The sequence below is a fragment of the Accumulibacter sp. genome (assembly GCF_029255145.1).
Taxonomy (GTDB): domain Bacteria; phylum Pseudomonadota; class Gammaproteobacteria; order Burkholderiales; family Rhodocyclaceae; genus Accumulibacter.
On the sequence record NZ_JAPUVQ010000136.1, the window covers coordinates 1 to 26,878 of the forward strand.

At 63.4% G+C, this 26,878-nt stretch carries 23 protein-coding genes and 1 CRISPR repeat array; of the genes, 9 read left to right on the top strand and 14 right to left on the bottom strand.

Going from position 1 to position 26,878, the window contains the following annotated elements; genetic code table 11:
- The first annotated feature begins 367 nt into the window (after positions 1–367).
- Positions 368–1,378: a DUF3616 domain-containing protein gene (locus Q1L50_RS16355; protein ID WP_300340697.1), complete on the top strand. Its 1,011-nt coding sequence runs from the start codon at positions 368–370 to the stop codon at positions 1,376–1,378.
- On the opposite strand, the gene Q1L50_RS16360 is transcribed toward Q1L50_RS16355, so the two are convergent.
- The 14 genes from Q1L50_RS16360 to gyrA all read right to left on the bottom strand — a co-directional run bounded on the left by Q1L50_RS16360 (position 1,375) and on the right by gyrA (position 16,797).
- Positions 1,375–2,160, bottom strand: coding sequence for a 3'-5' exonuclease (locus tag Q1L50_RS16360; RefSeq protein WP_300340700.1), 786 nt, complete (start codon positions 2,158–2,160; stop codon positions 1,375–1,377). The genes Q1L50_RS16355 and Q1L50_RS16360 overlap by 4 nt on opposite strands.
- Before the next feature lie 29 nt (positions 2,161–2,189).
- On the bottom strand, positions 2,190–3,089 hold the full coding sequence (cysM, locus tag Q1L50_RS16365) for a cysteine synthase CysM (RefSeq protein WP_300340702.1): 900 nt from the start codon (positions 3,087–3,089) through the stop codon (positions 2,190–2,192).
- Positions 3,082–4,086, bottom strand: coding sequence for an ADP-glyceromanno-heptose 6-epimerase (rfaD, locus tag Q1L50_RS16370; protein ID WP_300340705.1), 1,005 nt, complete (start codon positions 4,084–4,086; stop codon positions 3,082–3,084). The genes cysM and rfaD overlap by 8 nt, the downstream gene beginning before the upstream one ends.
- A gap of 14 nt (positions 4,087–4,100) precedes the next feature.
- A complete protein-coding gene (rfaE1, locus tag Q1L50_RS16375) occupies positions 4,101–5,033 on the bottom strand; it encodes a D-glycero-beta-D-manno-heptose-7-phosphate kinase (RefSeq protein WP_300340751.1) in 933 nt (310 codons plus the stop codon).
- A gap of 81 nt (positions 5,034–5,114) precedes the next feature.
- On the bottom strand, positions 5,115–6,284 hold the full coding sequence (lapB, locus tag Q1L50_RS16380) for a lipopolysaccharide assembly protein LapB (protein ID WP_300340708.1): 1,170 nt from the start codon (positions 6,282–6,284) through the stop codon (positions 5,115–5,117).
- A 52-nt stretch (positions 6,285–6,336) separates the two neighbouring features.
- On the bottom strand, positions 6,337–6,618 hold the full coding sequence (locus Q1L50_RS16385) for a lipopolysaccharide assembly LapA domain-containing protein (RefSeq protein WP_300340711.1): 282 nt from the start codon (positions 6,616–6,618) through the stop codon (positions 6,337–6,339).
- 68 nt (positions 6,619–6,686) lie between these two features.
- Positions 6,687–6,980 (bottom strand): integration host factor subunit beta, encoded by a 294-nt coding sequence (locus Q1L50_RS16390; RefSeq protein ID WP_300340713.1) that lies wholly within the window; start codon positions 6,978–6,980, stop codon positions 6,687–6,689.
- Positions 6,981–6,989: 9 nt separating this feature from the next.
- Positions 6,990–8,687, bottom strand: a complete 1,698-nt coding sequence (gene rpsA / locus Q1L50_RS16395) for a 30S ribosomal protein S1 (RefSeq protein WP_300340716.1) — start codon at positions 8,685–8,687, stop codon at positions 6,990–6,992.
- A 191-nt stretch (positions 8,688–8,878) separates the two neighbouring features.
- Positions 8,879–10,858 carry a bifunctional 3-phosphoshikimate 1-carboxyvinyltransferase/cytidylate kinase gene (locus tag Q1L50_RS16400; protein ID WP_300340717.1) on the bottom strand — a complete coding sequence of 660 codons (1,980 nt, stop codon included), beginning with the start codon at positions 10,856–10,858 and terminating at the stop codon, positions 8,879–8,881.
- A gap of 1 nt (position 10,859) precedes the next feature.
- Entirely contained in the window at positions 10,860–11,747 is an 888-nt protein-coding gene (locus Q1L50_RS16405) for a prephenate dehydrogenase/arogenate dehydrogenase family protein (RefSeq protein WP_300340720.1), read from the bottom strand.
- A gap of 25 nt (positions 11,748–11,772) precedes the next feature.
- On the bottom strand, positions 11,773–12,870 hold the full coding sequence (gene hisC / locus Q1L50_RS16410; RefSeq protein WP_300340722.1) for a histidinol-phosphate transaminase: 1,098 nt from the start codon (positions 12,868–12,870) through the stop codon (positions 11,773–11,775).
- Between the two features lie 29 nt (positions 12,871–12,899).
- Entirely contained in the window at positions 12,900–13,991 is a 1,092-nt protein-coding gene (gene pheA / locus Q1L50_RS16415) for a prephenate dehydratase (protein ID WP_300340725.1), read from the bottom strand.
- Positions 13,991–14,146, bottom strand: coding sequence for a hypothetical protein (locus tag Q1L50_RS16420; protein ID WP_300340727.1), 156 nt, complete (start codon positions 14,144–14,146; stop codon positions 13,991–13,993). The genes pheA and Q1L50_RS16420 overlap by 1 nt, the downstream gene beginning before the upstream one ends.
- Positions 14,147–14,151: 5 nt before the next feature.
- Positions 14,152–16,797 (bottom strand): DNA gyrase subunit A, encoded by a 2,646-nt coding sequence (gyrA, locus tag Q1L50_RS16425; protein ID WP_300340753.1) that lies wholly within the window; start codon positions 16,795–16,797, stop codon positions 14,152–14,154.
- A 438-nt stretch (positions 16,798–17,235) separates the two neighbouring features.
- Between gyrA and cas3 the strand changes: the two genes are divergently transcribed.
- The 8 genes from cas3 to cas2e are packed head-to-tail and all read left to right on the top strand — an operon-like array spanning position 17,236 to position 25,633.
- Positions 17,236–19,794: a CRISPR-associated helicase Cas3' gene (gene cas3, locus Q1L50_RS16430; protein ID WP_300340730.1), complete on the top strand. Its 2,559-nt coding sequence runs from the start codon at positions 17,236–17,238 to the stop codon at positions 19,792–19,794.
- Positions 19,791–21,356, top strand: coding sequence for a type I-E CRISPR-associated protein Cse1/CasA (gene casA / locus Q1L50_RS16435; RefSeq protein WP_300340732.1), 1,566 nt, complete (start codon positions 19,791–19,793; stop codon positions 21,354–21,356). The genes cas3 and casA overlap by 4 nt, the downstream gene beginning before the upstream one ends.
- Positions 21,343–21,855: a type I-E CRISPR-associated protein Cse2/CasB gene (casB, locus tag Q1L50_RS16440; protein WP_300340735.1), complete on the top strand. Its 513-nt coding sequence runs from the start codon at positions 21,343–21,345 to the stop codon at positions 21,853–21,855. The genes casA and casB overlap by 14 nt, the downstream gene beginning before the upstream one ends.
- A 5-nt stretch (positions 21,856–21,860) precedes the next feature.
- Positions 21,861–23,018 carry a type I-E CRISPR-associated protein Cas7/Cse4/CasC gene (cas7e, locus tag Q1L50_RS16445; RefSeq protein ID WP_300340738.1) on the top strand — a complete coding sequence of 386 codons (1,158 nt, stop codon included), beginning with the start codon at positions 21,861–21,863 and terminating at the stop codon, positions 23,016–23,018.
- Positions 23,018–23,749 (top strand): type I-E CRISPR-associated protein Cas5/CasD, encoded by a 732-nt coding sequence (gene cas5e, locus Q1L50_RS16450; RefSeq protein WP_300340741.1) that lies wholly within the window; start codon positions 23,018–23,020, stop codon positions 23,747–23,749. Before cas7e ends, cas5e begins: the two co-directional genes overlap by 1 nt.
- Entirely contained in the window at positions 23,740–24,465 is a 726-nt protein-coding gene (cas6e, locus tag Q1L50_RS16455; protein WP_300340743.1) for a type I-E CRISPR-associated protein Cas6/Cse3/CasE, read from the top strand. Before cas5e ends, cas6e begins: the two co-directional genes overlap by 10 nt.
- Before the next feature lie 9 nt (positions 24,466–24,474).
- Entirely contained in the window at positions 24,475–25,380 is a 906-nt protein-coding gene (gene cas1e / locus Q1L50_RS16460; RefSeq protein WP_300340746.1) for a type I-E CRISPR-associated endonuclease Cas1e, read from the top strand.
- A complete protein-coding gene (cas2e, locus tag Q1L50_RS16465; protein ID WP_300340748.1) occupies positions 25,343–25,633 on the top strand; it encodes a type I-E CRISPR-associated endoribonuclease Cas2e in 291 nt (96 codons plus the stop codon). The genes cas1e and cas2e overlap by 38 nt, the downstream gene beginning before the upstream one ends.
- A gap of 47 nt (positions 25,634–25,680) precedes the next feature.
- Positions 25,681–26,745: direct repeats of the CRISPR family, unit length 28 nt; unit sequence GTCTCCCCCGCGTACGCGGGGATCGACC.
- Positions 26,746–26,878 lie beyond the last annotated feature (133 nt).

Here is a 26,878-nt window from a genome sequence, read left to right on the forward strand (position 1 = left end):
ACCAGCCCGGCATTCGCCGTCAGCAGTTCTTCCGTCGCTTCAACCTTGAACGGAAGCACCGTTTGTGCCAGAGTCCCCATCGCCCCGCCTCCCTTGCTCTCCAAATAGGTGACTGTCTCAGTAACATCACTCTATCCAAGATCAACGCTTGGCGGGGCATTCCCGCTATCTATTCAGATTGAATCGCGGAACCCGGGCCCCTATCGCATCGGCCTTTCCCACGCTTCTGGGCCGGGCAAGCGACCGCGGTACCTTGCAGGCTACGGCGCGGACGAGATCTCTGCCCCGGCCCGCCGTCGTCAGCTTTCGAGTCCGGCGCTGGCCGACCTGCGCTACACTCCGTTTCTCGAGAAGGAGACTGCCGCCCGTGTCGTGCCTGATTCGTCCCGCCGTGCTGTTCCTGGCCCTTGCCGTAAGCGCTGCGCCTGCCCAGGCCCGGCCCGGCGAGGTGTCCTACCGCGGTCTGTGCGATGCCTCCGCGGCAGTCGCTCTCGGACCGGAGCACTTCGTCGTCGCCGACGACGAGCACGATATCCTGAGTATCTACCGCCTCGGAAAACGCGACCCCACCGCCAGCCTCGACCTGACCGACTACCTCGGCAACCGTCAAGAGGGCAAAGCGAGCGAAGCCGACCTTGAGGGTGCCGCGCGCATCGGCGACCGAATCTACTGGATCTCCTCGCATGGCCGAACCAGCAAGGGGAAGAGCGCAGCGTCAAGACATCGTTTTTTTGCCACCGACATCATCGGCACCGCGACAGGACCATCGCTCCAGGAACCGACCACGCCGCCCTACTCCAGAGTCCTCGGAGATCTGATCGCCGACCGTCGCTTCGCGGTGCTGGCCAAGGCGAGTGAGCTGGAGATCTCGCCCGAAGCTCCGGGCGGCGTGAACATCGAAGGCCTCGCTGCAACCCGCGACGGACAGCTGCTGATCGGCTTTCGCAATCCGCTGCCAGAAAACAAGGCGCTGTTGATCCCCTTGACGAATCCGGCGGAAGTGATCGACAAGGCCGCGTCCCCAATTCTTGGCGAGAGCATCTTGCTCGATCTCGGCGGACGCGGAATCCGTAGCATTGAGTTCGTCGCTCCGGGCTTCTTGATCGTCGCCGGGCCGGCCGGCAGCGGAAAGCACAACCGCAAGGGCTTTGCCCTGTACTCCTGGTCCGGGCAGGCTGCGGACGCACCACAGCGGCTCAAGCCGATCGATTTCGGCACACTGCGGCCCGAGGCCCTGTTTGCGATCCCCGGCAAGCAAGCGATCTATGTACTCAGCGACGACGGCGACGAGAAAGTGGATGGCGTGCCGTGCAAGGGGTTGCCGGCAACCAGGCAGTCGTTTCGTGGCCTGGCTCTGGACCTGCTGCAGCGACCCTAGCGCCAGGCGGCCAGGAACTCCCGCCAATGCGGCTTGCCGATCTTCTCCAGTTCGCCGCGAACAAAGGCGACCTCGGCATCGTATTCTGTCCGTGACAGCTCGCCGCGCAACAGACGAAAGCGCAGGGAAACAAGGTAGGTATTGAGAACGTCGGTTTCGCAGTAGTCGCGTACCTCGCCAAATGCTCCCGCCTGCCAGGCCTGCCACACCTTGCTGCCATCCATGCCGAGTTTGCCGGGAAAGCCGATCAGCTTGGCCATCTCGTCGAGGCGCACGCTGGCGCGTGGCTGGTACATCGCCAGGAGATCCATCAGATCGAGGTGGCGCGTATGGTAACGGCTGATGTAGTTGTTCCACTTGAAGTCGCGACTGTCGGCGTAGTCGCCGTCACCGAGGTCCCAATAGCGTGGCGCGGTGACGCCGTGGATCAGCCCGCGGTAGTGCAGCACCGGCAGGTCGAACCCGCCACCGTTCCACGACACGATCTGCGGCGTGAATTTCTCGACGCCGTCGAAGAAGCGTTGAATTATTTCGCCTTCGCCCTGCTCGGGTTCGGCCAGGGACCACACGTGGAAATCGCTGCCGACGCGAAGCGCGCACGAAATTACCGCCACCCGTTGCAGGTGGTGCGGCAAGAAGTCGTTGCCATGGGTCGCCCGCCGCTGCTGAAAAGCCAGTTCGGCGACCTCGTCATCGGATAGCCCGGGATCAAGACCGTGCAGGCGACGCAAGCCGCCCACGTCCGGAATCGTTTCGATGTCAAAGGCGAGAACCGGCTTCATCTGCCTCTCAAGCCTTGCTCAAGCTCTTCTCACGCAGGAAAGACGCCGGTCGACAGGTAACGGTCACCGCGGTCACAAACGATCGTGACAATGGTCGCCTTCTCGAGTTCGCCGGCCAGCCGCAACGCGACGGCCAAGGCACCGCCCGATGAGATGCCGGCAAAGATGCCCTCGTCGCGAGCCAGCCGGCGAGTCATTTCCTCGGCCTCTCCCTGCGAGACCGCTTCGATACGGTCGACCCGTGCGCGGTCGAAGATCCTGGGCAGATAGGCTTCCGGCCATTTGCGGATACCCGGAATCTGCGAACCGTCTTCCGGCTGGCAACCGACGATGCAGATCCTGGCATCCTGCTCCTTGAGGTAGCGTGAGACGCCCATGATCGTTCCGGTAGTGCCCATGCTGCTGACAAAATGGGTGACTCGCCCGTCGGTCTGGCGCCAGAGCTCGGGACCGGTCCCCTCGTAGTGCGCCAGCGGGTTGTCGGGATTGGCGAACTGATCGAGGATGATGCCGCGGCCATCCCTGCGCATCCCTTCGGCGACATCGCGCGCCAGTTCCATGCCGCCATCCCGGGGCGTCAATACCAGCTCGGCGCCAAAAGCGCGCATCGTCTGCCGCCGTTCGACACTCTGATTCTCCGGCATCACCAGGATCATCCGGTAGCCGCGCACGGCAGCCGCCATCGCCAGCGCAATGCCGGTATTGCCCGAAGTCGCTTCGATCAGGGTGTCGCCGGGCGCGATGTCGCCACGCTGTTCGGCACGCGTGATCATCGACAGCGCCGGGCGATCCTTCACCGAACCAGCCGGATTATTGCCCTCCAGCTTGGCCAGGATCAGGTTGCCACGGGCTTCGCAACCGGCCCCCGGCAGTCGCTTCAAACGCACCAGCGGCGTCTCGCCGACGTAGTCCTCGAGTGTCTTATTCACCGGTGTTCAACCACTTGACGTACTGTGGGACACCGTCTTCGACACTGGCGAACGGCTGTTCGTAGCCCGCCTGACGCAGTTTCGACAAATCGGCCTGGGTGAAGCTCTGATACTTGCCCCTGAGCGCCGCCGGAAACGGGATGTACTCGATCAGGCCCTGGCCTACCAGCTCGGCAAGCGGCAGAGCCTCTTTGCCGGTCAGCGCCCGGCAGGCATTGACGTTGGCCACCGCCAACTCGTTGAAGGTCTGCGCCCGACCGGTGCCGACATTGAAGATTCCCGACTTTTCCGGATGATCGAGAAAATGAAGGTTGACCCGAGCGACGTCGTCGATATAGACAAAATCGCGCTGCTGCTGGCCGTCGGCATAACCATCGCAGCCTTCGAAAAGCTGCACCTTGCCCGCGCTGCGAAACTGTTGGTAGTGGTGAAAGGCGACCGAAGCCATACGTTCCTTGTGCGACTCGCGGGGACCATACACATTGAAATAGCGGAAGCCGACGACCTGCGAGTTGGACGAACCGACGCTCGCCAGGCGATGACGGACGATCTGGTCGAAGAGGAACTTCGAGTAGCCGTAGACGTTCAGTGGCGCCTCGTGCTGGCGCTCCTCCCGGAAGAGGCCACCGCCGCCGTAAGTCGCCGCACTCGAGGCGTAGAGGAACTGCACCTCCTGATCGAGGGACCAGTCCAGAAGCGCCAGCGAGTAGCGATAGTTGTTCTCCATCATGTAGCGGCCATCGGTCTCCATGGTGTCGGAGCAGGCGCCCTGATGAAGGATGGCATCGACGTCGCCATCGAAGTCTCCGGCCAGCAGGCGCTCGAGGAATTCCTGCTTGTCGATGTAATCGGCGATGTCGCAATCGACCAGATTCCGGAACTTCTCCGCCCGACTCAGATTATCGACCGCGACGATCCGGTGCAGCCCGCGCTGGTTCAGCGCTTTGACGAGGTTGGCGCCGATGAAGCCGGCAGCGCCCGTTACGATGGTGTACATGGAATCAACTCACCTCAGTTCAATGCTGCATTGAGTTCGGCGCGGCCAACCACGGCCGTCCCGAGCTTGCCGACCACCACCCCAGCCGCGACATTCGCCGCATGCACCGCTTCCGGCCAATCGGCGCCACACGCCAGCATCACCGCCAGGGTGGCGATCACCGTGTCGCCAGCGCCGGAGACATCAAAGACCTCCCTGGCGACCGCCTGCTGATGTACCGCCCCGGCTGCGTGAAACAGCGACATGCCCTCCTCGCTGCGAGTCACCAGCAGCGCCTCTAGTCCCAGCGCGCTGCGCAGGGCTTCCGCTTTACGCGCCAAGTCACCTTCGTCCGTCCAGCGTCCGACCACCGCCCGCAACTCACCACGATTCGGGGTGACCACGGTCGCCCCTGCGTACTTCGAGAAATCGTCGCCCTTCGGATCGACCAACACCTTCTTGCCGGCAGCCCGCGCCATCCGGATCATCTCGCCGATATGCGTCAAGCCGCCCTTGCCATAATCGGAAAGGATCACCGCATGGCAATCCGGCAGGCGCGATTCGAATTCGACCAGCTTGGCGCGCAATACCTCGTGCGAGGGCGAGGTTTCGAAATCGATCCGCAGCAGTTGCTGCTGCCGACCAATCACCCGCAGTTTTACGGTAGTGCTGATCGCCGGGTCGACGTGCAGGCTGACATCGATCCCACTCGCTTCGAGCAGTTCCTGGAGACGTTGACCGGCTTCGTCGTCACCGACGACCGACAGCAAGCCAACTCGAGCACCCAGCGCAGCGACGTTGCGTGCCACGTTGGCGGCGCCACCCGGGCGCTCTTCGCTACGCGCCACCTTGACCACCGGTACCGGCGCTTCGGGCGAGATCCGCTCGACGTCGCCGAACCAGTAGCGATCAAGCATCACGTCGCCGACGATCAGCAGCCGTGCAGCGGCAAGGTCAGCAAGCTGCATCGCTACCCAGCGTGGCAAGGCGAGCTGCGCTCGCCAGACTGGCGCGCGTTGTCGGGCACGGTGACAGGCGACATGGGACTCCTAGGGCGTCAGATCGAATTCTTCGGTGCGCTTGGGGGAGTAGGTCTCCCAGCCGCCGCAGGCCGGGCAGCGCCAATAGAACTGGCGCGCCTTGAAGCCGCAATTATCGCACCGATAACGCGCCAGGCGACGCGTGTAGCCGTGCACGATCCCCTTGGCCAGATCCAGGTCGGGACGAATGTCCGGTGAGGCAAACAACAGTCGCGCCTCGAGCAGTTTGTCGAAGCCAAGCAGTGTCGGATTGCGTATCAACTCATCGCGAACCAGTCGGTACGCGGCTTCCGGTCCGCCGCTCTCGAGCACCAGCTGAAAGACCACGTCCAGCAGGTCCAGCGACGGATAGTGGTCCAGATAACCTCGCAAGAGCTGCAGGCCCGCCTCGCGGCGATCCTGCTTGCGGAAGGCATCCAGCAAGCGCTTGGCGACCAGTGCCAGATAGGTCGGATCCTGCTGTTCGATCCGCTGCCAGGACTCGATCGCAGCGGCGAACTGATCGTGCTGGAAGTGCAGGTCACCCTGGAGCAAGCTCGCCCGAACGCATTTTCGATTCCGTTCGAGTGCGATCTGCAGGTAGTTGGCCGCAAGATCACGACGCGAACGGATCATTTCGGCGGCGGCAAGCTCGCAGTAGTACTCGGCAATTTCCTTGTGCGAGGCGAAGTCGGGCAGCTCCGAGGCGATGGCGATCGCCTTCTCCCAGTCCTTTTCCAACTGGTAGATCTCAAGCAGGTTGCGTTTCGCGTCTTCCGCTAACGTCGAATTGCGCAGTTTCTCGAACACCGCTTCGGCGCCATCGAGCAGCCCGGCCTTGAGATAATCCTGTCCTAGTTCCGCGAGTGCCTGCAACTTCAGATCCTGTGCCAGATCCTCGCGCTCGACGAGATGCTGATGCATCCGGATCGCCCGCTCGGTTTCGCCGCGACGACGGAAAAGACTGCCGAGTGCGAAGTGGATTTCGATGGTCTGCGGATCGACCTTGACGGCCTCGACGAAAGCCTCGATCGCCCGATCAGGCTGCTCGTTGAGCAGAAAGTTGAGCCCCTGAAAGTACGAACGCGGCAAGGCGCGCGACTCCTTCACCAGGTGCCGGATATCAATCCGCGCCGCTGCCCAACCCAGCCCGAAAAACAGCGGAAACAGGAGCAGGTGCCAATACTCGAACTCAATCATCGGGTCGCCGTTGCTCCCTTAGCCACAGCCGCCGCTTGCCTCCCTGGCAAAGTCACATCGGGCGCCCCTGACTGCCCATGACTCTGTCCTGCGCTACCTTGAGTTCACGCTTCAATCTGTTCACTTCGCGACGCTGCGAAAACAGGGTACCCAGCAAGGACAGCACGGCGAAAACCGCACCGCCAGCGAAGGAAACCAGCAGGACAATGACCAGCGGCGCCTGCCAGACGGTGTCAAGGAAGAAGCGAACGCCCACCGGGTCGGTGTTCTTGATGGCGAACGCAAAAATGACGAGAAAAAGAACGACTCTCGAGAACCACAGCAAGGAACGCATCAATTACCTTATCACAGGAAACGGGCGGCAACTTGCGTTGCCGCCCGCAAACCGACTTGCCTGAGCACTCAGACCAGATCCAGCGAGCCGTCGACGCGCTCTCGCAATTCCTTGCCTGGCTTGAAGTGCGGCACCCATTTTTCCGGGACATCCACCTTCTCGCCAGACTTCGGATTCCGGCCAACCCGCGGCGGCCGGTAGTTCAGCGAGAAACTTCCGAAGCCGCGAATCTCGATGCGATCACCCTTGGCCAGTGCCTCTGCCATGGCATCGAGAATCATTTTCACTGACAAGTCCGCATCCTTTGCGACCAGTTGAGGAAAGCGTCCGGCCAACTCGCCGATCAGGTCAGACTTGGTCATGGACCTGCCTTACTGGGGATTATTCAGCTTGGCTTTGAGCAGCGCACCGAGGTTCGTGGTGCCCGAACTGGCGTTGCTGTCGGCAGAGAACTTCTGCATCGCTTCGTGCTGTTCGGCCTGATCCTTGGCCTTGATCGACAGGCTGATCGAACGTGTCTTGCGATCCACGTTGATGATCATTGCCTCGACCGCATCGCCTTCCTTATACACCTTGGTCAGATCGTCAATCCGGTCGCGAGACACCTCCGAAGCACGCAGGTAGCCCTCCATGTCGCCATCGAGCACGACCACCGCACCGCGGGCATCAACCGACTTGACCACCCCACGGACGACACTGTTCTTCTCGTGGGTGGCGATATAACTGGTGTACGGATCGCCATCGAGTTGCTTGATGCCCAGCGAGATCCGCTCCTTGTCGGTATCGATGGCCAGTACCACCGCGTCAACCTCGTCGCCCTTCTTGAAGTTGCGAATCGCCTCTTCGCCAGCGAGAGACCACGACAGGTCCGAGAGATGTACCAAGCCGTCGATGCCGCCCGGCAAACCGATGAACACGCCAAAATCGGTGATCGACTTGATGGCGCCACGCACCCGATCGCCTTTCTTGTAGTTCATCGAGAAATCGTCCCACGGGTTGGCAGCGCACTGCTTCATGCCCAGGGAAATCCGACGCCGGTCTTCATCGATCTCGAGGATCATCACTTCGACTTCGTCACCCAGCTGGACGACTTTGGACGGATGGACGTTCTTGTTCGTCCAGTCCATCTCGGAGACGTGCACCAGTCCCTCGATCCCCTGCTCGATCTCGACGAAGGCACCATAGTCGGTCAGGTTGGTGACCTTGCCGAAGAGGCGGGTGGTCGACGGATAGCGGCGGGAAATGCCCACCCACGGGTCTTCACCAAGTTGCTTGAGACCCAGCGAAACGCGGTTCTTTTCCTGATCGAACTTGAGGATCTTGGCCTGCAGTTCGTCGCCCACGGCCAGCACTTCCGAGGGGTGACGAACGCGGCGCCATGCCAGGTCCGTGATATGCAGCAAGCCGTCGATTCCGCCGAGATCGACGAAAGCGCCATAATCGGTGATGTTCTTGACCACACCCTTGACGATGCTGCCTTCCTTGAGCGCAGCCAGCAGGGCATCGCGCTCTTCGCCGACGCTCGCTTCGAGAACCGCACGGCGAGAGACCACCACGTTGTTACGCTTGCGGTCGAGCTTGATCACCTTGAACTCGTAGGTCTTGCCTTCGTACGGCGTGGTGTCCTTGACTGGACGCATGTCTACCAGCGAACCCGGCAGGAAGGCACGAACACCGTTGGTCATCACCGTCAGGCCGCCCTTGACCTTGCCGGTAATGGTACCGGCCACCAGGCTGCCGTCGTTCAGCGCCAGCTCCAGCGCATTCCAGGCGGCGACGCGCTTGGCCCGGTCGCGCGACAGGCGGGTTTCACCAAAGCCGTTCTCGAGCTGCTCGATGGCCACCTGGACGAAATCACCGACGCCGACTTCCAGTTCGCCCTGATCACTCAGGAATTCTTCAAGGTCAATGTAGCTCTCGGATTTCAGGCCGGCATTGACCACCACGAAATTCTGGTCGATGCGCACCACTTCGGCGGTGATGACCTCGCCCGGACGCATTTCCTGGCGCCCGAGGCTCTCTTCAAAAAGTTCGGCAAAGCTTTCTTGCATGGTGGGAGTGTCTGACATGTCGATTGAGTTACCTAACCGCAGTGGTGCGGGGTGAGTTGAAAATCATCACCAGTCCCGACCGCTCCGGATGCCGCGGCAAACCGGCAAGCGAGGACACGACACCGGCAAGCCTGGGGGCGAAACTGCCGCTGGGCCGACCGAACGACGCGTGGAACTGGTGACACTTTGGGCTAACGGCAGCCGCCGTTTCACCCTGCTTCGGAAACCTTGTTGACCCAGTCCAGCACCTGCGCCACCGCACTGGCGATGGTCAGGTTTGTCGTGTCGAGCAATTCAGCATCCGCACTCCGCTGCATCGGCGAGACGCTACGTCGGCTGTCGCGTTCGTCACGTTCGCGCAGATCCAGCGAGAGGGCTGCAATACTAGCAGCGATTCCTTTTTCGATCAACTGCTTATGGCGCCTTTCCGCGCGCACCTCGACACTGGCGGTGAGGAAGACCTTGGTCGTCGAATCGGGGAAGACCACCGAGCCCATGTCGCGCCCGTCGGCGACCAGTCCGGGTGGCCGGCGAAATGCCCGCTGCCTGAACAACAGCGCCGCGCGCACGGCCGGCAGAGCCGCCACCAGCGAAGCGCCAGCCGAGATCTCCTCGCTGCGGATGGCATCGCCGACATCGTCGCCAGCGAGGCTGATCACCTTGCCCGCAAAACCGGCGTCGAGCGCAGCAGCGATCGCTGCCACCCCGGCCTCATCGTGCCAATCGACGCCGGCCTGGCGGGCCGCAAGGGCGGTCAGGCGGTAGAGGGCGCCGGAGTCGAGGTAGTGCCAGCCAAGCGCCTCGGCGACGCGCGAGGCGACGGTGCCCTTACCCGAAGCGGAAGTGCCGTCGATGGCTACCACCGGCACTGGCTGCGTGATCTCGGCAAAGCGCCCGAAATAGTCTGGAAACGTCTTGTCGACCGTCTGCGGATCGTTGACTCGCAGCGGCGTCGCCAGCGCGGCCAGCGAAAAACACATCGCCATGCGGTGATCGTCGTAGGTGTCTATCGCCGCCGGGCGCAAACTCTGGCCGGCGACAGGCGGCCAGACCCGGATGAAGTCGCCACCCTCGTCTACAGTCACCCCCAGCTTGCGCAACTCGGCGGCCATCGCCGCAATACGGTCGGTCTCCTTGACTCGCCAGCTGGCGATATTGCGCAAGGTGGTCGGCCCCTCGGCAAACAGCGCAACGGTGGCCAGCGTCATCGCCGCGTCGGGGATCTGGTTGCAGTCGAGATCGACGCCCTGAAGCCTTCCGCCCACTGCCGCGGACGCTTCGATCCAGTTGGCGCCAGCGGCAATCGTTGCCCCCATCGCGGTCAGCGCGTCGGCAAAACGGACGTCGCCCTGGATCGAATCGCGACCAACGCCTTCAACGCGCACGGGCCCGCCGCCAACGGCTCCGAGCGCCAGGAAGTACGACGCCGACGAGGCGTCACCCTCAACCTCGATCGACCCCGGCGAACGATAGGCACTGCCGGCGGGAACGGTAAAGCGCTGCCCGCCATCACACCGCACCTGCACGCCGAAGCTGGCCATGGTGGCCAGCGTGATGTCCACGTAGGGCCTGGAAATCAGCTCGCCGAGCACTTCCACCGTCGTTTCGACGCCACGCAAGGGCAAGGCCATCAGCAGGCCGGTCAGAAACTGGCTGGAGACGTCGCCGCGCAGGCTGATCACCCTGGCGGGTCCGGGCGCACGAGGTATCCGAGGCGTACGAATGGCCAACGGTGGAAAGCCCTGCCGATCGAGGTAGCTGATCTCGGCGCCGAGTTGACGCAAGCCATCAACCAGATCGGCGATCGGCCTTTCGTGCATTCGCGGCACGCCGGCCAGCCGGTACTCGCCAGCTTCGCCAACCGCCAGCGCCAGCACTGCCGTCAGCGGCCGAAAGGCGGTGCCGGCGTTACCCAGGAAGAGATCCGCCTGGCGGACCGGGAAAATCCCGGCGACCCCGCTGACCCGAAGCGCATTGTCGGGCAGCGGCTCGATGCGCACTCCGAGCGCCCGCAGCGCATCGAGCATCCGGGCCGTGTCGTCCGACTGCAGCAAGCCGCGGACTTCGGTATCGCTGTCGGCCAGTGCTGCCAGCAACAACACCCGGTTGGAGATGCTCTTCGAGCCAGGCAGGCGCACGGTGCCCCGGGCCGCGAGCAGTTGCGGCAGGTCGATGTAGTCTTCGGCCACGTCAGTCTTTCGTCTTGTTCTCGGCCCACGCGCGCCGGGCGCTTCTGGCCACGTCGAAGGTCGCCGCCAGGCGGGCGCCGTCACCGCACGCCAGGGCCGCCCGCAAGTCGTCGAGTTGCGCCCGGTAGTGGTCGAGTTCGTCGAGCAGTGCGGTCCGATTGGCCAGACAGATGTCGCGCCACATCTCGGGGTGGCTGGCGGCAATCCGCGTGAAATCGCGAAAACCGCTGGCCGCGAAAGCGAACAACTGCTCGCGGTTGTCACGCCGGGCCAGTTCGTGTACCAGGGCAAACGACAGCAGGTGGGGCAGATGGCTGACCGCGGCGAAGATGCGGTCATGCTCGGCCGGTGACAACTCCCTGATCAGGCCACCGCAACACTCCCACGCGGCGCGCACGCGGGCAACGATCGATGGCGCGCTTTCCGGCAGCGGCGTCAGCACCACCTGCTTGTGCCGGTAGAGATCCGCCCGCGCCGCTTGCGCGCCACTGTTCTCGGCGCCGGCAATCGGATGAGCGGGGACGAACTGCCCGAGCCGCTCACCGAAATGCGCCCGTGCGGCGGCGACCACGTCTTCCTTGGTACTGCCCGCGTCGGTGACGACGGTCTGCGGCCCCAGGCAGGGGGCAAGGCGCGCCATGATCTCCGGGGTCGTTCCGACCGGTGTGGCGATCAGCACCAGGTCGGCATTCGACACCTCCTGGCCGACATTGAAGCCGGCGCGGTCCACGATCCCCAGTTCGAGCGCCTGCGTCAGCGATCCCAGGCGGCGCCCGAAACCGACCACCTCGGTCGCCTGTCCTGCAGCCTTCAGTGCCAGCGCGAACGAGCCACCGATCAGGCCGACACCGAAGACCACCACCTTGCCGAACGTGACCGGCGCGCTCACGACCCGAAAGCTCCGCAGTAGTCGATCATAGTGACCCTTCAAGCGCCCCGAGGAAGCGGCTGTTTTCGCTCTCGGTGCCAATCGTCACGCGCAGCCAGTCCGGCATCCCGTAAGCGGCGATCGGCCGAACGATAACTCCCCGTCCGAGCAGCCGCTGGTTCACCGCCGCCGCGTCGACCACCCTGAAGGTCACGAAGTTGCCATGCGAGGGAATGTGGCTGCAGCCCAGCCGCTTGAGGCCGGCGACGATCTGCTCCATGCCGGCGCGGTTCATGGCGTAGCTGCTGGCCACGAACTGGTGATCGTCGAGGGCTGCGACGGCGGCAGCCAGGGCAAGATTGTTGCAATTGAACGGCTGGCGGACTCGATTCATCAGGTCGGCGATCACCGCCGAAGTCAGCGCATAGCCGATACGCAGACCGGCGAGACCGTAGATCTTCGAGAAGGTGCGGGTGATCACCAGATTCGGCATTTCGGCCAGCCAGGCGGTGGTGTCGACGCGCTCGGCGGGTGGCAGGTATTCGTTGTACGCTTCGTCGACGACCACCAGCACATCCGCCGGCACCGCCTGCATGAACCGCTTGAGCTGGGCATACGGCACGAAGGTACCGGTCGGGTTGTTCGGATTGGCGATCCAGATCAAGCGGGTATCGGGCCGGATCGCCGCCCGCATCGCCTCAAGGTCGTGGCCGAAGTCGCTGGCGGCAACGGCAATCGCTTCGGCGCCGGCCGACAAGGTCGCCAGCGGATAGACGGCAAAGGCGTATTGGGAGAAGATCGCCGAACGGCCAGGCGCCAGAAAGACGCGGGCGACCAGATCAAGCACATCGTTCGATCCGTTGCCGAGAACGATGCGCTCCATCCCCAGGCCGGTACGCTCGCCAAGCGCGTGCTTCAGATCGAAATCATCCGGGTAACGCGATAGCGTCGCCATCGCCACGGTCGCCGCCGCCCGCGCCTTCGGACTCATGCCAAGGGGATTTTCGTTGGAAGCCAGCTTGACGATCTGGTCGACGGCAAGACCCAGCTCGCGCGCCAGCTGCGTAATCGGCTTGCCGGGCTGGTAGGGCGATATCGCCCGGATGTAGGGCAGGGATTGCGTGTCCAGCGTCGGCAGTGCCATTGGCGTTCCTCGACAAGAAGTCAATCGGGTCAGTAAGCGGCCATCGGGTATGACCCGAGAATCTTGAGATAAGGCGCCCGGCGACCCAGTTCGGCAAGCGCCGAGCTGACCGACTGGTCGTCGCGATGCCCTTCCAGGTCGACAAAGAAGACGTAGGCCCACAAGGTGTGACGTGCCGGACGCGACTCCAGCCGGGTCATCGACACGCCGGCGTCGGAGAACGGCGCCAGCAGCTTGCTCAGCGCGCCGGTCTGGTTGTGTGCCGACATGATCAGCGACGTCCGGTCGCGGCCCGAAGGCCCCGCCTCCTGATGGCCGAGGACGACGAAGCGGGTGGTGTTGTTCGGCTCGTCCTCGACGTTGCTCGCCAGCTGCGGCAGGTGGTAGCGGTCGGCGGCCGCCTGGCCGGCGAGCGCCGCCGCGCCCGCCTCGGCCGCCGCGAGTTGCGCCGCCTGCGCATTGCTGCCCACCGAAATGCGCTGCGCGCGTGGCAGCGAGCGGTTCAACCACTCATGGCATTGCGCCAGTGACTGCGCGTGCGAGTAGACCTTCGTCACGCTCTCCAGCGAGCGCTCGTTCGACAGCAGATGCTGGTGAATTCGCAGGACCACTTCGCCACAGATCTTGAGCGGCGTCGTCAGCAACAGGTCGAGCGTCCGTCCGACGGCACCCTCGGTCGAGTTCTCGATCGGCACGACGGCATAGTCGGCATGCGCGGCCTCGACCTCGCGAAAGACGTCGTCGATCGAGATCTGCGGCATCAGGCGTGCGGCGTGGCCAAAGTGCTTGGTCGCCGCGCTCTCCGAAAAAGTACCCAGCGGGCCGAGAAAAGCGATTCCCAGCGGTTGCTCGAGCGACAGGCAGGCCGACATCACTTCGCGGAAGAACCAGGTGACGGTCTCGCCGGACAGCGGTCCAGGGTTCAACTGCTGGATCCGGTGCAGCACCTGTGCCTCGCGTTCCGGTCGGTAAATGAAGCCAGCCTCACCGTGCCGCGACTTGATCTCGCCGACCCGCTGCGCAAACCGGGCGCGCTGGTTCAGCAGCTCCAGCAGTTGCCAATCGAGCGCGTCGATCTGCTCGCGGACGACCGCCAGCTCGCGCTGCAGCTCGTCGTTCATCACGCCCTACCCGCCGGCGGTTTGCCGTGTTGCCGCAGGGGCTCGCCGGCGTCAGCGGCGCCCGTACCCGGCAGCCCTCCCCCGCATGGTTTCACCAGCGACCCTTGCCGCCGGGCGAGCAGCGGCAGGACCACCAGTCGCAGAACGCGCAGCATGCGCTCTACTCCTCCTGCGGACCGGCGGTCGGGTCCTCAAGCGACGACTCACCCGCTTGTCCGTCATCGTGTCCGTCGACGTCGTCGGCTGCAGCGAGCTCCGGAAGATCGGAGTCATCCTCGGTCTCGATTACCTTTTCCAGGCCTGCAAGCTTCTCGCCGGCGTCGAGCGCGATCAGGGTTACGCCCTGCGTTGCCCGCCCCAACTCGCGAATCTCGCGAACCCGGGTGCGGATCAGCACCCCGCCGGTGGTGATCAGCATGATCTCGTCGTCGTCGCAGACCAGCCGCGCTGCGACCACCTTGCCGTTCCTTTCGCTGGCGGCAATCGCCTTGACGCCTTGCGTGCCTCGCCCCGAATGCCGGAAATCAGCGAGCGCTGTCCTTTTGCCAAAACCGTTCGCGGTGGCCACCAGCACCGTTTGCTGATCGTTATCGGCGATCAGCAGCGACAGCACCTGCTGCTTGTCCAGCAGCCGCATTCCACGCACGCCCCGCGCCGTCCGTCCCATTGGGCGAACGTCTTCCTCGTCGAACCAGACCGCCTTGCCGGCGTCCGAGACGAGAATCACGTCCTGGCTGCCATTGGTGATCTCGGCGCCAATCAGGAAATCGTCCTCATCGAGCGCGACGGCGATGATGCCGTTCTTGCGCGGGTTGGAAAAATCCGACAGCGGCGTTTTCTTCACCGTCCCCTGCGCAGTGCCCATGAAAACATAGCGGTCGTCGGCGAATTCCTTGACCGGCAGGATGGCACTGATCTTCTCGCCATCCTCGAAGGGGAAAACGTTGATCACCGGCTTGCCCCGGCTGGTGCGCGTTCCCTGCGGGACCTCATAGACCTTGAGCCAATAGACCCGGCCCCGACTGGTGAAGCAGAGGATGAAATCGTGGGTGTTGGCAACGAACAGGCGATCGACGAAATCGTCGGTCTTCATCGAAGCCGCCTGTTTCCCGCGCCCGCCACGTCGCTGCGCGCGATAGTCGGCCAGCGGCTGCGACTTGATGTAGCCGGCATGCGACAGCGTCACGACCATGTCGACCGGGGTAATGAAGTCGGCGATCCCCAGATCCTGTGTGCTGATGACGATTTCCGAGCGGCGTTTGTCGCCGAACTGGGAACGGATGCCGGTCAATTCCTCGACGATCATCTCGGTAATCCGCTCGGGGCGTGCCAGGATATCCATCAGGTCGGCAATCCGCGTCAGGAGGTCGCCGTAATCGGCAACGATCTTGTCGCGCTCGAGACCCGTGAGTCGCTGCAGGCGCAGTTCCAAAATCGCTTGCGCCTGCGCCTCCGAAAGGAGATAACCATTCTCCGTCAAGCCGTATTCGACGCCCAGAATGTCGGGACGGGTCGCATCGAGCTTGGCGCGCTGCAACATCTCGGCGACCGTCGGCGAGGTCCACAGCCTCGACATCAATCCCCGGCGCGCATCGGCGGGCGTCGGCGACGCCTTGATCAGGGCGATGATCTCATCGACGTTGTCGAGCGCCACCGCCAGGCCTTCCTGGATGTGTGCCCGCTCGCGCGCCTTGCGCAATTCGAAAACGGTACGGCGGGTGAGCACCTCGCGCCGGTGCCACAGGAAACACTCGAGCATCTGCTTGAGATTCAGCAGCCGCGGCTGGCCATCGACCAGCGCCACCATGTTCATGCCGAAGGTGTCCTGGAGCTGGGTCTGCTTGTACAGGCAGTTGAGCACCACCTCGGCGACCTCGCCGCGCTTGAGCTCGATCACCACGCGCATTCCCGACTTGTCGGACTCGTCGCGCAGATCCGAAATGCCCTCGATCCGCTTGTCGTTGACCAGTTCGCCGACTTTTTCGAGCAGCGTCCGCTTGTTCACCTGGTACGGCAGCTCGTCGATGATGATCGCCTGGCGATGCCCCCGGTCGATATCCTCGAAATGGGTCCGGCCGCGCATCACCACCCGGCCGCGCCCGGTCCGATACCCCTCGCAGACGCCCGCAATGCCGTAGATGATGCCGGCCGTCGGAAAGTCCGGACCCGGCACCAGCTCGATCAGCTCGTCGATCGTCACCTCCGGGTTGCGCAGCAGCGCCAGACAGGCATCCACGACTTCGCCGAGATTGTGTGGCGGGATGTTGGTCGCCATGCCGACGGCGATCCCAGACGAACCGTTGATCAGCAGGTTCGGAATCCGCGCCGGCATGACCAGCGGCTCTTCCTCCGAGCCGTCGTAGTTGGGCCCGAAGTTGACCGTTTCCTTGTCGATATCGGCCAGCAATTCATGGCCGATACGCGCCATGCGCACTTCGGTATACCGCATCGCAGCGGCATTATCACCGTCGACCGAACCGAAGTTGCCTTGCCCATCGACCAGCATGTAGCGCAGCGAGAAGTTCTGCGCCATGCGTACGATCGTGTCATAGACCGCGGTGTCGCCGTGCGGATGGTACTTACCAATGACATCGCCAACGATCCGCGCCGACTTCTTGTACGGCTTGTTCCAGTCGTTCGACAACTCGTGCATCGCGAACAGAACGCGGCGATGCACCGGCTTGAGGCCATCGCGAGCATCCGGCAAGGCGCGTCCGACAATCACGCTCATCGCGTAGTCGAGATACGATCGACGCATCTCGTCTTCGAGACTGATGGGCAGGGTTTCTTTGGCGAAGGCTTCCATCATTTGGTCCGCTGGCAACGTGACTTCCAGGGGGATGTCATCGTCTTGATCAAGCTCGCTATTCTAGCACGCTCACCCCTCGCCCGGGCCTGCCGGGTCGCTGATATTGGGACGTTTCGGCGGAACGAAGGCCGCCCGCGGCCAAGAACGAAGGCCGACAAGGCATCTTGGGCGCGCCCGAGTTGGCCACGGCCTTGGCCACTGGAGTTGGGCTGGTGAGGAAGGCACTGCGGACCCTGCCAGACATTTGCCTGACCCCGACGCACGCGATGTTTCGGGGCCATACGGCCGGCAGCGCGTTCACCTTCGATGGTTAGCGCTAGTGGGCAATGTGCCAACCGAGCGGCTCGGATTTCAAGGCGTGCCCCAGGCCCGGCCTTCCCTCGATCATCGCTTAAGATCAAACTTGCAAACGACATTCAACGCCAAGGACTCCCGATGGACTTTTGGGGCAAACTTTCTGATGATCGCGCGAGCCAGCTGTCGCTGGCCGACCACTGCATTGACGTCGCCAGCGTCTTCCGCGCCTTGTGCGACCTGCCAGCGATAAGGCGCGGCCTGGGCCTCGGCTCGGCTGCCGTTATTCTTGACCGGCTTGCGGTATTCGCCCTTCTGCACGACCTCGGGAAATGCAACTCCGGCTTTCAGGCAAGGCGCGACCTGAACGCGCGCAATACTGCCGGTCACGTCAAGGAAACTTCCGTGCTGCTCTACGACGAAGAGCTTCGCACCAAATTGGTCGCAGCGCTTGGCCTTGCAGACATGGCGTCGTGGTTTGCCGACCCGGAAGCCGACGTCATGCGGTTGCTGTTGGCTGCGATTTTTCACCATGGAAGACCCGCGTTCGACGACAACATTGCCGACGGCATCGCGCTCGGCAATTTGAAACGACACTGGAAGCCCCGCGGCAACCTCGACCCCTTCGACGGCCTCACTGAACTGGGCAAAACCGCCCGCCGCGCTTTCCCCAATGCATTCCGAGGCGATGCTCCGTCAATCGGAGTCAGCGTCGCGCTGGAGCATCGCTTCGCCGGACTGGTGATGCTCGCAGACTGGCTCGGTTCGCACCGGGAGTCCTTTTTCCCTTTCGAGCACGAAGGCGATCGCATCGGATGGTCGCGTCGCCAAGCGAGAAAAGCGCTGGTGGCCGTGGGCCTGGACGTTTCGGCAGCCCGCATCCGTATCGAACACGGACAGCCCACTTTCGGCGACACGTTTGGCATTCGCGGCGAACCGCGCCCTTTGCAGTCGGCGCTGTCCCGCGCCGATCTGCCGGCCCTGCTGGTTGCGGAATCCGATACGGGTTCGGGCAAGACAGAGGCCGCACTGATGCACTTTCTGGCGCTGTTCGCGGCCGGCAAGGTCGACGGTCTGTACTTCGCCCTGCCGACACGGGTCGCCGCCCGCGAATTGTATGGCCGCGTGACCGACGCGATGCACCGGGTCTTCGGCGACGATTGTCCGCCCGTGCTGCTCGCGGTGCCGGGCTATGCGCAGATTGATGGTGAGCCGAAGAACATGCTCCCAACCGACGCTCATCTGTTCAACGATGACGAACAAAGAACGCGCGACCGAAACTGGACGGCGGAACGTCCCAAGCGCTTCCTTGCCGCACCGGTGGCCGTCGGCACCATCGACCAGGCGCTGTTTTCCGCTATCCAGGTGCCTCACGCTCACCTGCGCGCCGCCTGTCTCGACCGATCGCTGCTGGTCATCGACGAAGTGCACAGCTCGGACGTCTACATGCGTTACCTCGCCCGACGACTGCTTATTCGTCACCTCAAGGCCGGCGGTCACGCCCTGCTCCTGTCGGCCACATTGGGCGCCGCGGCACGGGCAGAGTACCTGCACCCCGGCGATTCCCGACCGCAGGCCGAACCGTTCGACCAAGCCATCGTGCTGCCCTATCCGGCTTTGAGCGCGCCCAACACGCCGATGCGACATTTGCCCGACCCGGCGTGCCGCAGCAAGACCGTACGCCTCGAACCACTGCCACTGCTCAAGTCGCCCGAAGACCTCCTCCCCAGATTGCGCGACGCGGTGCGAGCAGGACAGCGAGTGCTGGTCATTCTCAACACCGTCGGCCGTGCCATTGCTTTGGCCCGACTGGCGGACGCCGACCCCGAACTGGCGTCGGCCCTGTTCGCGGTAGGCGGCGTTCGCGCGCCCCACCACGGCCGATTTGCCCGCGCCGACCGGGAGCAAATGGACCGCGTCGTCAGCAAACGGATGGGCAGAGGCTCCTCCTCGGGAGCCATGCTCCTCATCGGCACGCAAACGCTGGAACAGAGCCTGGACATCGACGCCGACTGGCTGCTCACCGACCTCTGCCCGATCGACGTACTGCTGCAACGCATCGGCCGCCTGCATCGGCACGACCGCGGTCCGCGCCCGATGCCGGTTTGTACCGTGTTGTTGCCAGGAGAATCGGACTTTTCAGTCTTCCTCAACCCGAGAGGCGAGGTACGGCGCGGCAACCTCGCCGGTCTCGGCACGGTGTATGAGGATCTGCGCATCCTGCAACTGACGCGTGATCTGATCGTCGCCGGGCCGGTCATCGAGATTCCCCGTGACAATCGGCACCTGGTCGAAACCGCGACGCATCCGGATCGACTCGTCCAACTGCAAGGCGACGCCTGGACGCGACACGCCCTGCATATCGAAGGTATAGGCGGTGCACAACAATCCGCCGCGCACGCGGCGGCCATGCCGAACGAACACTTAGGTGAGTTCATGTTCCCGAACACCGTCGAAGAACACTTGGCCACTCGTCTCGGCCTGAGTGATCGCATCCTGTCGCTGGGGAGAGACTTTCCCAGCCCCTTCGGCCAGATCATCTACGACATTAACATTCCCGGTCGTCTGGCACCAAAAAAAGAAATCGAACAGGCTCACCTGGTGAGCTTTGAGGGCGATATCCTGTTCATTCAGGCTGACGCTGCCGGCCAGTACAACTACCGGTATTCCCGTTTCGGATTGGAGAAAACCACACCATGAACCTGCTCACCGATCCCGTTCTTCGGGTGCAAACGCCGGAAGGCACCAATGGCGCCAGCCTGCCTGAACTCCTGGCACTGCTGGGCGAAGACCGGGTGGAAAGCCTGCCCGGCCTGCAGCGCCACCAGGAGGACGCCTTCCACATCTTCTGCTGCTATCTCGCCGGCGCGGTGCTAGCACGCGCTGGCGATACCCAAACCGGCCAATCCACCGAATACTGGCGAGAGGGCATTCGAGCACTCACGCGAGACGACGGCTGCGCCGATGACAGCGCGTGGACGATGGTGGTCGAGAACCCGACGAAGCCAGCGTTCATGCAGTCACCGGCGCCGACCCGTGAAGTATTTGGCCGTGACTACAAGCCGGATGCAGCGACACCAGACGCGATCGACGTTCTGATCACCTCCAAAAATCACGACGTAAAAAGTTCACGGGCAGCAAACGCGGACCCAGAGGCGTGGCTTTTCGCCCTGATTTCTCTACAGACGACAACGGGGTTACTTGGCAAAGGCAGCGGCGGCGGGATGAACCGTGGGATCGGCCGCATGAACAAAGGCTACGGCAGTCGCCCGCGAGTCGGCTGGCAAGCCACGACGCGTGCCGGAGCACAGTTTGGGCGAGACGTTTCGGTACTTCTCGCAACCCGCGCGACCCTGCTCCAGCCACCGCACCCGTATGTCAAAAGCGGAAAGGTCCTGCTCTGGATAGCTCCCTGGGACGGCATTGGAAGCCGTGCGCTAGCCAGCCTCGACCCGTTCTTCATAGAAATTGCCCGGCGCGTTCGGCTACGCAGCGAAGTTACCGGCATACGCGCGCACGCCTCCGGATCGGCGGCCAACTTTATTGCTGGCGACCAACTGGCCGGGAATCTTGGCGATCCGTGGACACCTATCACCCAGAAAACCAACGGCGCGCTAACGGTCCAGGAGCATGGTTTCACCCCTGAGTTGCTCCAGAAGTTGGTTTTCGGCGATGGATATACACCTGCCGCCATGCAACGCGCAGACAGTTCGGCGGCCGGCGGTTGGTTTTCTGCGTCGGTACTTGTGCGCGGACAAGGAAGAACCGACGGCTTTCACAGCGCGACCATTCGCGTGCCGGAAAAACCCAGAATCGCTCTGCTTGGTGGCGGCCCCGTCCGTGACCGCCTTGCCTTACTCTCGAAGAGAGGTCTCGACGCCGCGTCCGCTATCCACTACAAAGCACTTCGGCCTGCCCTTTTTTCGCTCATGGAGGGCGGGCCTGAATCAATCGTTCTCGACAAGACCGAAATCGCGAAATGGGTTGACCATACTTCAGGGCCCTTCGCCCACAACTGGAATCCGCGTTACTTCGACTGGCTCTGGTCCACCGTCGACATCTCCGACGATACTGAAGCCCTTCATCCTTGGTTCGACGAACTGTGCCGGCTCGCGCAAGAGACGCTGAACCGCGCTATCGAAGGCGCTCCCCAGCGCCACGGCCGTACCTATCGCGCCACAACGAAAGCACAAGGCATGTTCTTCGGTAGGCTGAAAAAGAACTTTCCGCAATTCATGGAGGTGAGGCATGACCAACCCTGAACCCCGCACTCCTCCCGCCCACGTTCCGCACCTGGCAGCCCTGCTGAAAAGCGCGGGCATATCCAATGGCGAGCGTGCGGCACTCAAGCGCATGGCACTCGATGGCCCCGCACCGCTGGCGCTACATCGACTGTTGCTGGCGCATGTCGATGATGCCTGGCAGGGCGAGCGTTGGCTTGCCGACTGGCGCGCCGTCGTCTGCGCGCTGGCCATTCAGCGCGACGGCGGGTTCAATCCGGCCACGCCTTTCGGCCGGGCACTCGCCGAGGCGCGCTTTGCCGAGAGTCGACTGGAACGTCTGCTCGCCGCCAGCGGCGACACACTGCGCGCGTTGGCGCTGCGCGCCGCGCGTCAGGTAGCGGCCAAAGGCATCGCGTGTGACTGGCGCACGTTTGCCGAACTGCTCTTTACGCGTGACTCAGAGAATCGAGAACGCATCAACACCCGCATCGCCCGCGACTTCTACCGCACTCTGCAATCTGCCATCAGGGAGGAATAACCATCATGTTTCTGCAAATCCACACGCTAACGTCCTTTGCCGCCGCTCTTCTCAACCGCGACGATGCCGGCCTCGCCAAGCGCATTCCCTTCGGCAACGCCGAGCGCATGCGCGTCTCGTCGCAATGTCTTAAAAAGCACTGGCGTGACGAACTCCACCGAGCGCTCGACCTGCCCGGCGGCATTCGCTCGCGAATGTTTTTCGAGCGCGAAGTATTTCCGCGAGCGGTCACCGCTGGCGTCGACGAAACTGTCGCGAAAGGGATGACTGTAGCCCTGCTCAAGAAACTGGTTCAGGGCGGGCAAGACAAGACCAATCCGCTACGGCTTAACCAGCCGGTCCTGTTCGGAAAACCGGAAGCAGACTATTTCGTCAGGCTCATCGCTGGCTGCGCAAAGAGCGGGGAAGATCCCGTATCAACTCTTGACGCTCGCCTGACAACCGAGAAAGGTAATCTCCGTGCCCTAATGAAAGCCGCCGGCCAGGACGACCTCGTTTCCGGCATCGAAGGCGCAATGTTCGGGCGTTTCGTCACCTCCGACATCCTCGCCCGAACAGATGCCGCCGTGCATGTTGCCCACGCCTTCACCGTCCACCCGCTGTCGACCGAGGTGGATTTCTTCACCGTCGTCGATGACCTCAAGGAAGCGCACGAGGATGCCGGCGCTGCGCACGCCGGTGACATGGAGTTGGGCGCAGGCCTCTTCTATGGCTATGTCGTGGTCGACGTGCCGCTGCTGGTCTCCAACCTTTGCGGCTGCGACGCCAAGGATTGGGCCAGCCAGCCGGCAGAAACGCTGGCCGATGCACGGAGAGTCTTGGCGCGGCTGATCGACGCCATTGCCACCGTCAGTCCCGGTGCCAAGCTGGGTTCGACCGCCCCCTATGCGCGAGCCGCCTGCGTGCTGCTGGAGTCCGGCAAGGGCCAGCCACGCACCTTGGCCAATGCCTATCTCAAGGCACTCAAACTCACCGGTGACCCGATGCAGCAGGCGGTGGACGCGCTGGGCGAACATCTCGCTGCAATCGACGCCATGTACGGGTGCAAAGAGAAGCGTTTTGTCTCGTCGACGCAGAACACCGCCAAGCTGGCCGGCATTCCTGCCGCGCCACTCACCGCCAGCGTCACCGCCGCACTGGACAGCATTTTCGGTGCCGACTGATGGACGCGCTCATCCTTCGTCTTGACGCACCGCTGATGAGCTTTGGCGGCGTCATCGTCGATCACCACAACGTCACCGAACGCTTTCCTGGTCTCTCGCTGTTTGCCGGACTGTTTGCCAACGCCCTGGGCTGGACGCATGGCGAGAGCGAAAGAATCGGTGCGGTGCAGGATCGACTGATCGTCGCCTCGCGCTGGGACATCGAACCTGAAGTGATTGTCGATTACCACACGGTGGATTTGGGTCAGCCGAAGATGCGCGAGAAAGGCTGGACGACGCGCGGCGAACCGGAACATCGCGACGGCGGCAACGCCAAATTCGGCACGCATATTCGCCTTCGCCACTATTGGGCGAACGGTGTGCTCACCGCCGCACTCGCCCTGCGCGGTAACACCGTGCCCGATCTCGCTGCATTGGAAGGGGCGCTGCAACAGCCCGCACGGCCGTTGTTTTTCGGCCGCAAGACCTGCCTGCCCAATGCCCCCGTCCTCATGGGGCGCGCGTCAGGCGATGACATCCTCTCGATCCTCAAAGCCTTCCCTCGCATTCAATGTCCGATGCGCCCTGCGAAAGACCGGCAAATGGCCGCTCGCTGGCCAGCGGAAACAGGCGACAACCGGGAAGACCAGCTCAAGCCCATTTACGACCAGCGCGACTGGAAAAACCAGTGGCACGCCGGCAGGCGCATGGTGGCGGAAGGCCTGATCGAGGAGACATCGTCATGTTCATGATTGACCTGCCGCTCGACGCGGCGCGGCTGATGCGCTTTGCCCATCGACAGGGGCACGGGCAACTGGCCGACGACGATTTTGGCTACGCTGCGCACGCATGGCTTGCCGCCGCGCTGGGGGAACTGGCGCCGAAGCCATTCCGTCTTCTGGAAAACCGTCAGGGACTACGCCTGCTCGGCTACGCCGGCCAGCCCATCGATGCCCTGCGCGATCACGCGCAGACCTTTGCAGAACCGGATGCGCTGAACGTGTGCGAATGGTCCGCCGCCGCCGGCAAGTCAATGCCGGCCGACTGGCAAACCGGACGGCGGCTCGGCTTCGAGGTTCGCGCCTGCCCGGTGAGCCGTGCCGAACGGGAGCGCGATGTCTATCTCGTTGCCGTGAGCCGGGCGCAGGAGACCGGTACGGAAGCGCCGTCACGGCCGCAGGTGTATTCGGAATGGCTTGTCCGCCAACTGACCAAAGAAGGTGCGGCGCGGGTAAACCAGGCCGCACTCGATTTGACCGGCTTTCAGCGGGTGCGCAGCCAGCGCCTGTCACATGCGTCCGAAGGCGCGAAGCGTCGGGCCGTCGAGCGCCCCGATGCGCTCTTCGCGGGCGAACTGACAATCGAAGACCCAGACGCCTTCGCTCGTCTTTTGGCGCGAGGCGTCGGGCGGCATCGCGCCTTCGGCTTCGGCATGCTGTTGTTGCGCCCGCCGCGGCAAACGGGCTGAGCAATTGACATGGCAGCCAGCGGCTTGTTTTCCGGCAGATTGGGACTGGCGGAATCGCGCATTCCGCATGCCGATCGGCATGGCTTGATCTGGCTGTCGCGCGGGCGACTGTTTGTCGAAGACGGAACGTTGCGTTTCGTCTGTACGAAGTCCGACGATCTCGATGCCGGCGATTACGCGATCCCTTACCAGAACGTCTCGCTCATCCTGCTCGGACCGGGCTCGACGGTGAGTCACGACGTGCTGAGGGTGCTGGCCCGGCACGGCACCCTGCTCGCGGCGGTCGGCGAAGGTGGCACCAAGTTCTACACCGCGCCGCCCATGGGTCAGGGACATAGCGACGTTGCGCGAGCGCAGGCGCGGCTATGGGCGGATGGAAGCGAACGGCTGTCGGTCGCACGGCGCATGTATGCGTTCCGCTTCGGAAAGATTCTGCCGCATCGGGACATCACCGTCCTGCGTGGCATCGAAGGCGCACGCATGAAGGAAACATACAAGCTTGCCGCCGACCGCTTTCGCGTTCCTTGGGAGGGTCGCCGTTACGATCGCAGCAGTCCCAATGCGACCGATATCCCCAATCAGGCCATCAATCACGCCGCCACCTTTGTCGAATGCGCGGCGGACGTGGCGGTCGCCGCCGTCGGCGCCCTGCCGCCACTTGGCTTTATCCACGAAGATTCGAGCAATTCATTTACGCTCGACATCGCCGATCTGTTTCGCGCCGAGGTCACGATCCCGATGGCCTTCAAGGTCGCGCGCAAAGCGCTGGACCAGCCCGGCATGAATCTCGAACGCGCCTTGCGCCGGGAAGCGGCGATGGAGTTTCGCCGCGGAAAGCTCATCTCGCACATGATTGACCGCATCAAGGAACTGCTCCATGTCGATGACAGTGGTGGTGACACGAAATGTCAGTGACCGCGTACGCGGCTTTCTCGCGTCGTCGATGCTTGAGCTTGCTCCGGGCGTCTACACCGCGCCGCGCATTACGCCAGCGGTGCGGGATCGCATCTGGCGCGTACTGAGCGACTGGTTTCCAAACGAGGCGGATGCGTCGATCGTCATCCTCTGGGCGGATTCGGCCAAGCCCGGCGGCCAAGCGGCAGCGACTCTGGGCCTACCACCAATTACATTGGTTGACATAGACGGAATGCTGGCAACACTTCGTTGACTCGCTCTTTCACAATTTGGCGATAATTCATTTGGTTGAGAGGTAGAGTCTCCCCCGCGTACGCGGGGATCGACCCGCCCCGGGAGTCGAGATCGCGACGTCGGCAACGTCTCCCCCGCGTACGCGGGGATCGACCTTTCGACCAGGCATGGCAAGGATTCCAAGCCTTGTCTCCCCCGCGTACGCGGGGATCGACCTGACCGGCATGCGGCCCTTGTCCTGAAACGATCGTCTCCCCCGCGTACGCGGGGATCGACCGCAGCAGAGATGAAAGCCGGCCCTTCGGGCAGCGTCTCCCCCGCGTACGCGGGGATCGACCGCGAGAGACGGCGGCGGACGAACAGAAGCGCTTGTCTCCCCCGCGTACGCGGGGATCGACCCGTCGAAAGACCCGCAGACACGACACCCACCTTGTCTCCCCCGCGTACGCGGGGATCGACCCGCGGGAAAAAGCCCCCGCGTTCGCTGGCCCGGGTCTCCCCCGCGTACGCGGGGATCGACCATCCCGAGACATAGACGACCCGTGATTCCTGCAGTCTCCCCCGCGTACGCGGGGATCGACCCCCGTCCCGCCAGGCCCGCTACCGCCGCTCGTGGTCTCCCCCGCGTACGCGGGGATCGACCCGGGAGTGACGCCACCTGCGGTTTGCCAGGCAAGTCTCCCCCGCGTACGCGGGGATCGACCCTCGAAAAGGTCCGCATTCATGCGGCGATCCCGGTCTCCCCCGCGTACGCGGGGATCGACCTCGGTTTGGGTGTACCTGCACGATGACCAGGGCGTCTCCCCCGCGTACGCGGGGATCGACCTGGATTGGCCAGTCCTTCCTGCCCGGCTGGTTCGTCTCCCCCGCGTACGCGGGGATCGACCCTCGGTAGCCGTGTGCATGCGGCAGTTCTGGTTGTCTCCCCCGCGTACGCGGGGATCGACCTGCTGATAAGGATGGCCAATAGGATCTTGACTTGTCTCCCCCGCGTACGCGGGGATCGACCCGTGTTGCAGTTCCGCCCGGTGCGCGTCGTGCTGTCTCCCCCGCGTACGCGGGGATCGACCCGGAACCCGCATAGGTGCGAGCATCGCGATCCAGTCTCCCCCGCGTACGCGGGGATCGACCCGAAGTGATCTGTAGTGGTCAAGTAATTTCGGACACCGGGATAGGTTGTTTTTCTGCCATTTGATGTTCATAGACATTCGGCGGCAGGTAACCGAGTTTCGAGTGCAGGCGGGTGCTGTTGTAGAAGCCGACG

What these genes read in the sequence shown, in the direction of transcription:
- Q1L50_RS16360 (WP_300340700.1), bottom strand. Translation starts at nt 2,160, where the DNA reads ATGAAGCCGGTTCTCGCCTTTGACATCGAAACGATTCCGGACGTGGGC.
- rfaD (WP_300340705.1), bottom strand. Translation starts at nt 4,086, where the DNA reads ATGTACACCATCGTAACGGGCGCTGCCGGCTTCATCGGCGCCAACCTC.
- rfaE1 (WP_300340751.1), bottom strand. Translation starts at nt 5,033, where the DNA reads ATGCAGCTTGCTGACCTTGCCGCTGCACGGCTGCTGATCGTCGGCGAC.
- lapB (WP_300340708.1), bottom strand. Translation starts at nt 6,284, where the DNA reads ATGATTGAGTTCGAGTATTGGCACCTGCTCCTGTTTCCGCTGTTTTTC.
- Q1L50_RS16385 (WP_300340711.1), bottom strand. Translation starts at nt 6,618, where the DNA reads ATGCGTTCCTTGCTGTGGTTCTCGAGAGTCGTTCTTTTTCTCGTCATT.
- Q1L50_RS16390 (WP_300340713.1), bottom strand. Translation starts at nt 6,980, where the DNA reads ATGACCAAGTCTGACCTGATCGGCGAGTTGGCCGGACGCTTTCCTCAA.
- rpsA (WP_300340716.1), bottom strand. Translation starts at nt 8,687, where the DNA reads ATGTCAGACACTCCCACCATGCAAGAAAGCTTTGCCGAACTTTTTGAA.
- hisC (WP_300340722.1), bottom strand. Translation starts at nt 12,870, where the DNA reads ATGGCACTGCCGACGCTGGACACGCAATCCCTGCCCTACATCCGGGCG.
- pheA (WP_300340725.1), bottom strand. Translation starts at nt 13,991, where the DNA reads ATGAACGACGAGCTGCAGCGCGAGCTGGCGGTCGTCCGCGAGCAGATC.
- Q1L50_RS16420 (WP_300340727.1), bottom strand. Translation starts at nt 14,146, where the DNA reads ATGCTGCGCGTTCTGCGACTGGTGGTCCTGCCGCTGCTCGCCCGGCGG.
- gyrA (WP_300340753.1), bottom strand. Translation starts at nt 16,797, where the DNA reads ATGGAAGCCTTCGCCAAAGAAACCCTGCCCATCAGTCTCGAAGACGAG.
- cas3 (WP_300340730.1), top strand. Translation starts at nt 17,236, where the DNA reads ATGGACTTTTGGGGCAAACTTTCTGATGATCGCGCGAGCCAGCTGTCG.
- casA (WP_300340732.1), top strand. Translation starts at nt 19,791, where the DNA reads ATGAACCTGCTCACCGATCCCGTTCTTCGGGTGCAAACGCCGGAAGGC.
- casB (WP_300340735.1), top strand. Translation starts at nt 21,343, where the DNA reads ATGACCAACCCTGAACCCCGCACTCCTCCCGCCCACGTTCCGCACCTG.
- cas7e (WP_300340738.1), top strand. Translation starts at nt 21,861, where the DNA reads ATGTTTCTGCAAATCCACACGCTAACGTCCTTTGCCGCCGCTCTTCTC.
- cas5e (WP_300340741.1), top strand. Translation starts at nt 23,018, where the DNA reads ATGGACGCGCTCATCCTTCGTCTTGACGCACCGCTGATGAGCTTTGGC.
- cas6e (WP_300340743.1), top strand. Translation starts at nt 23,740, where the DNA reads ATGTTCATGATTGACCTGCCGCTCGACGCGGCGCGGCTGATGCGCTTT.
- cas1e (WP_300340746.1), top strand. Translation starts at nt 24,475, where the DNA reads ATGGCAGCCAGCGGCTTGTTTTCCGGCAGATTGGGACTGGCGGAATCG.
- cas2e (WP_300340748.1), top strand. Translation starts at nt 25,343, where the DNA reads ATGTCGATGACAGTGGTGGTGACACGAAATGTCAGTGACCGCGTACGC.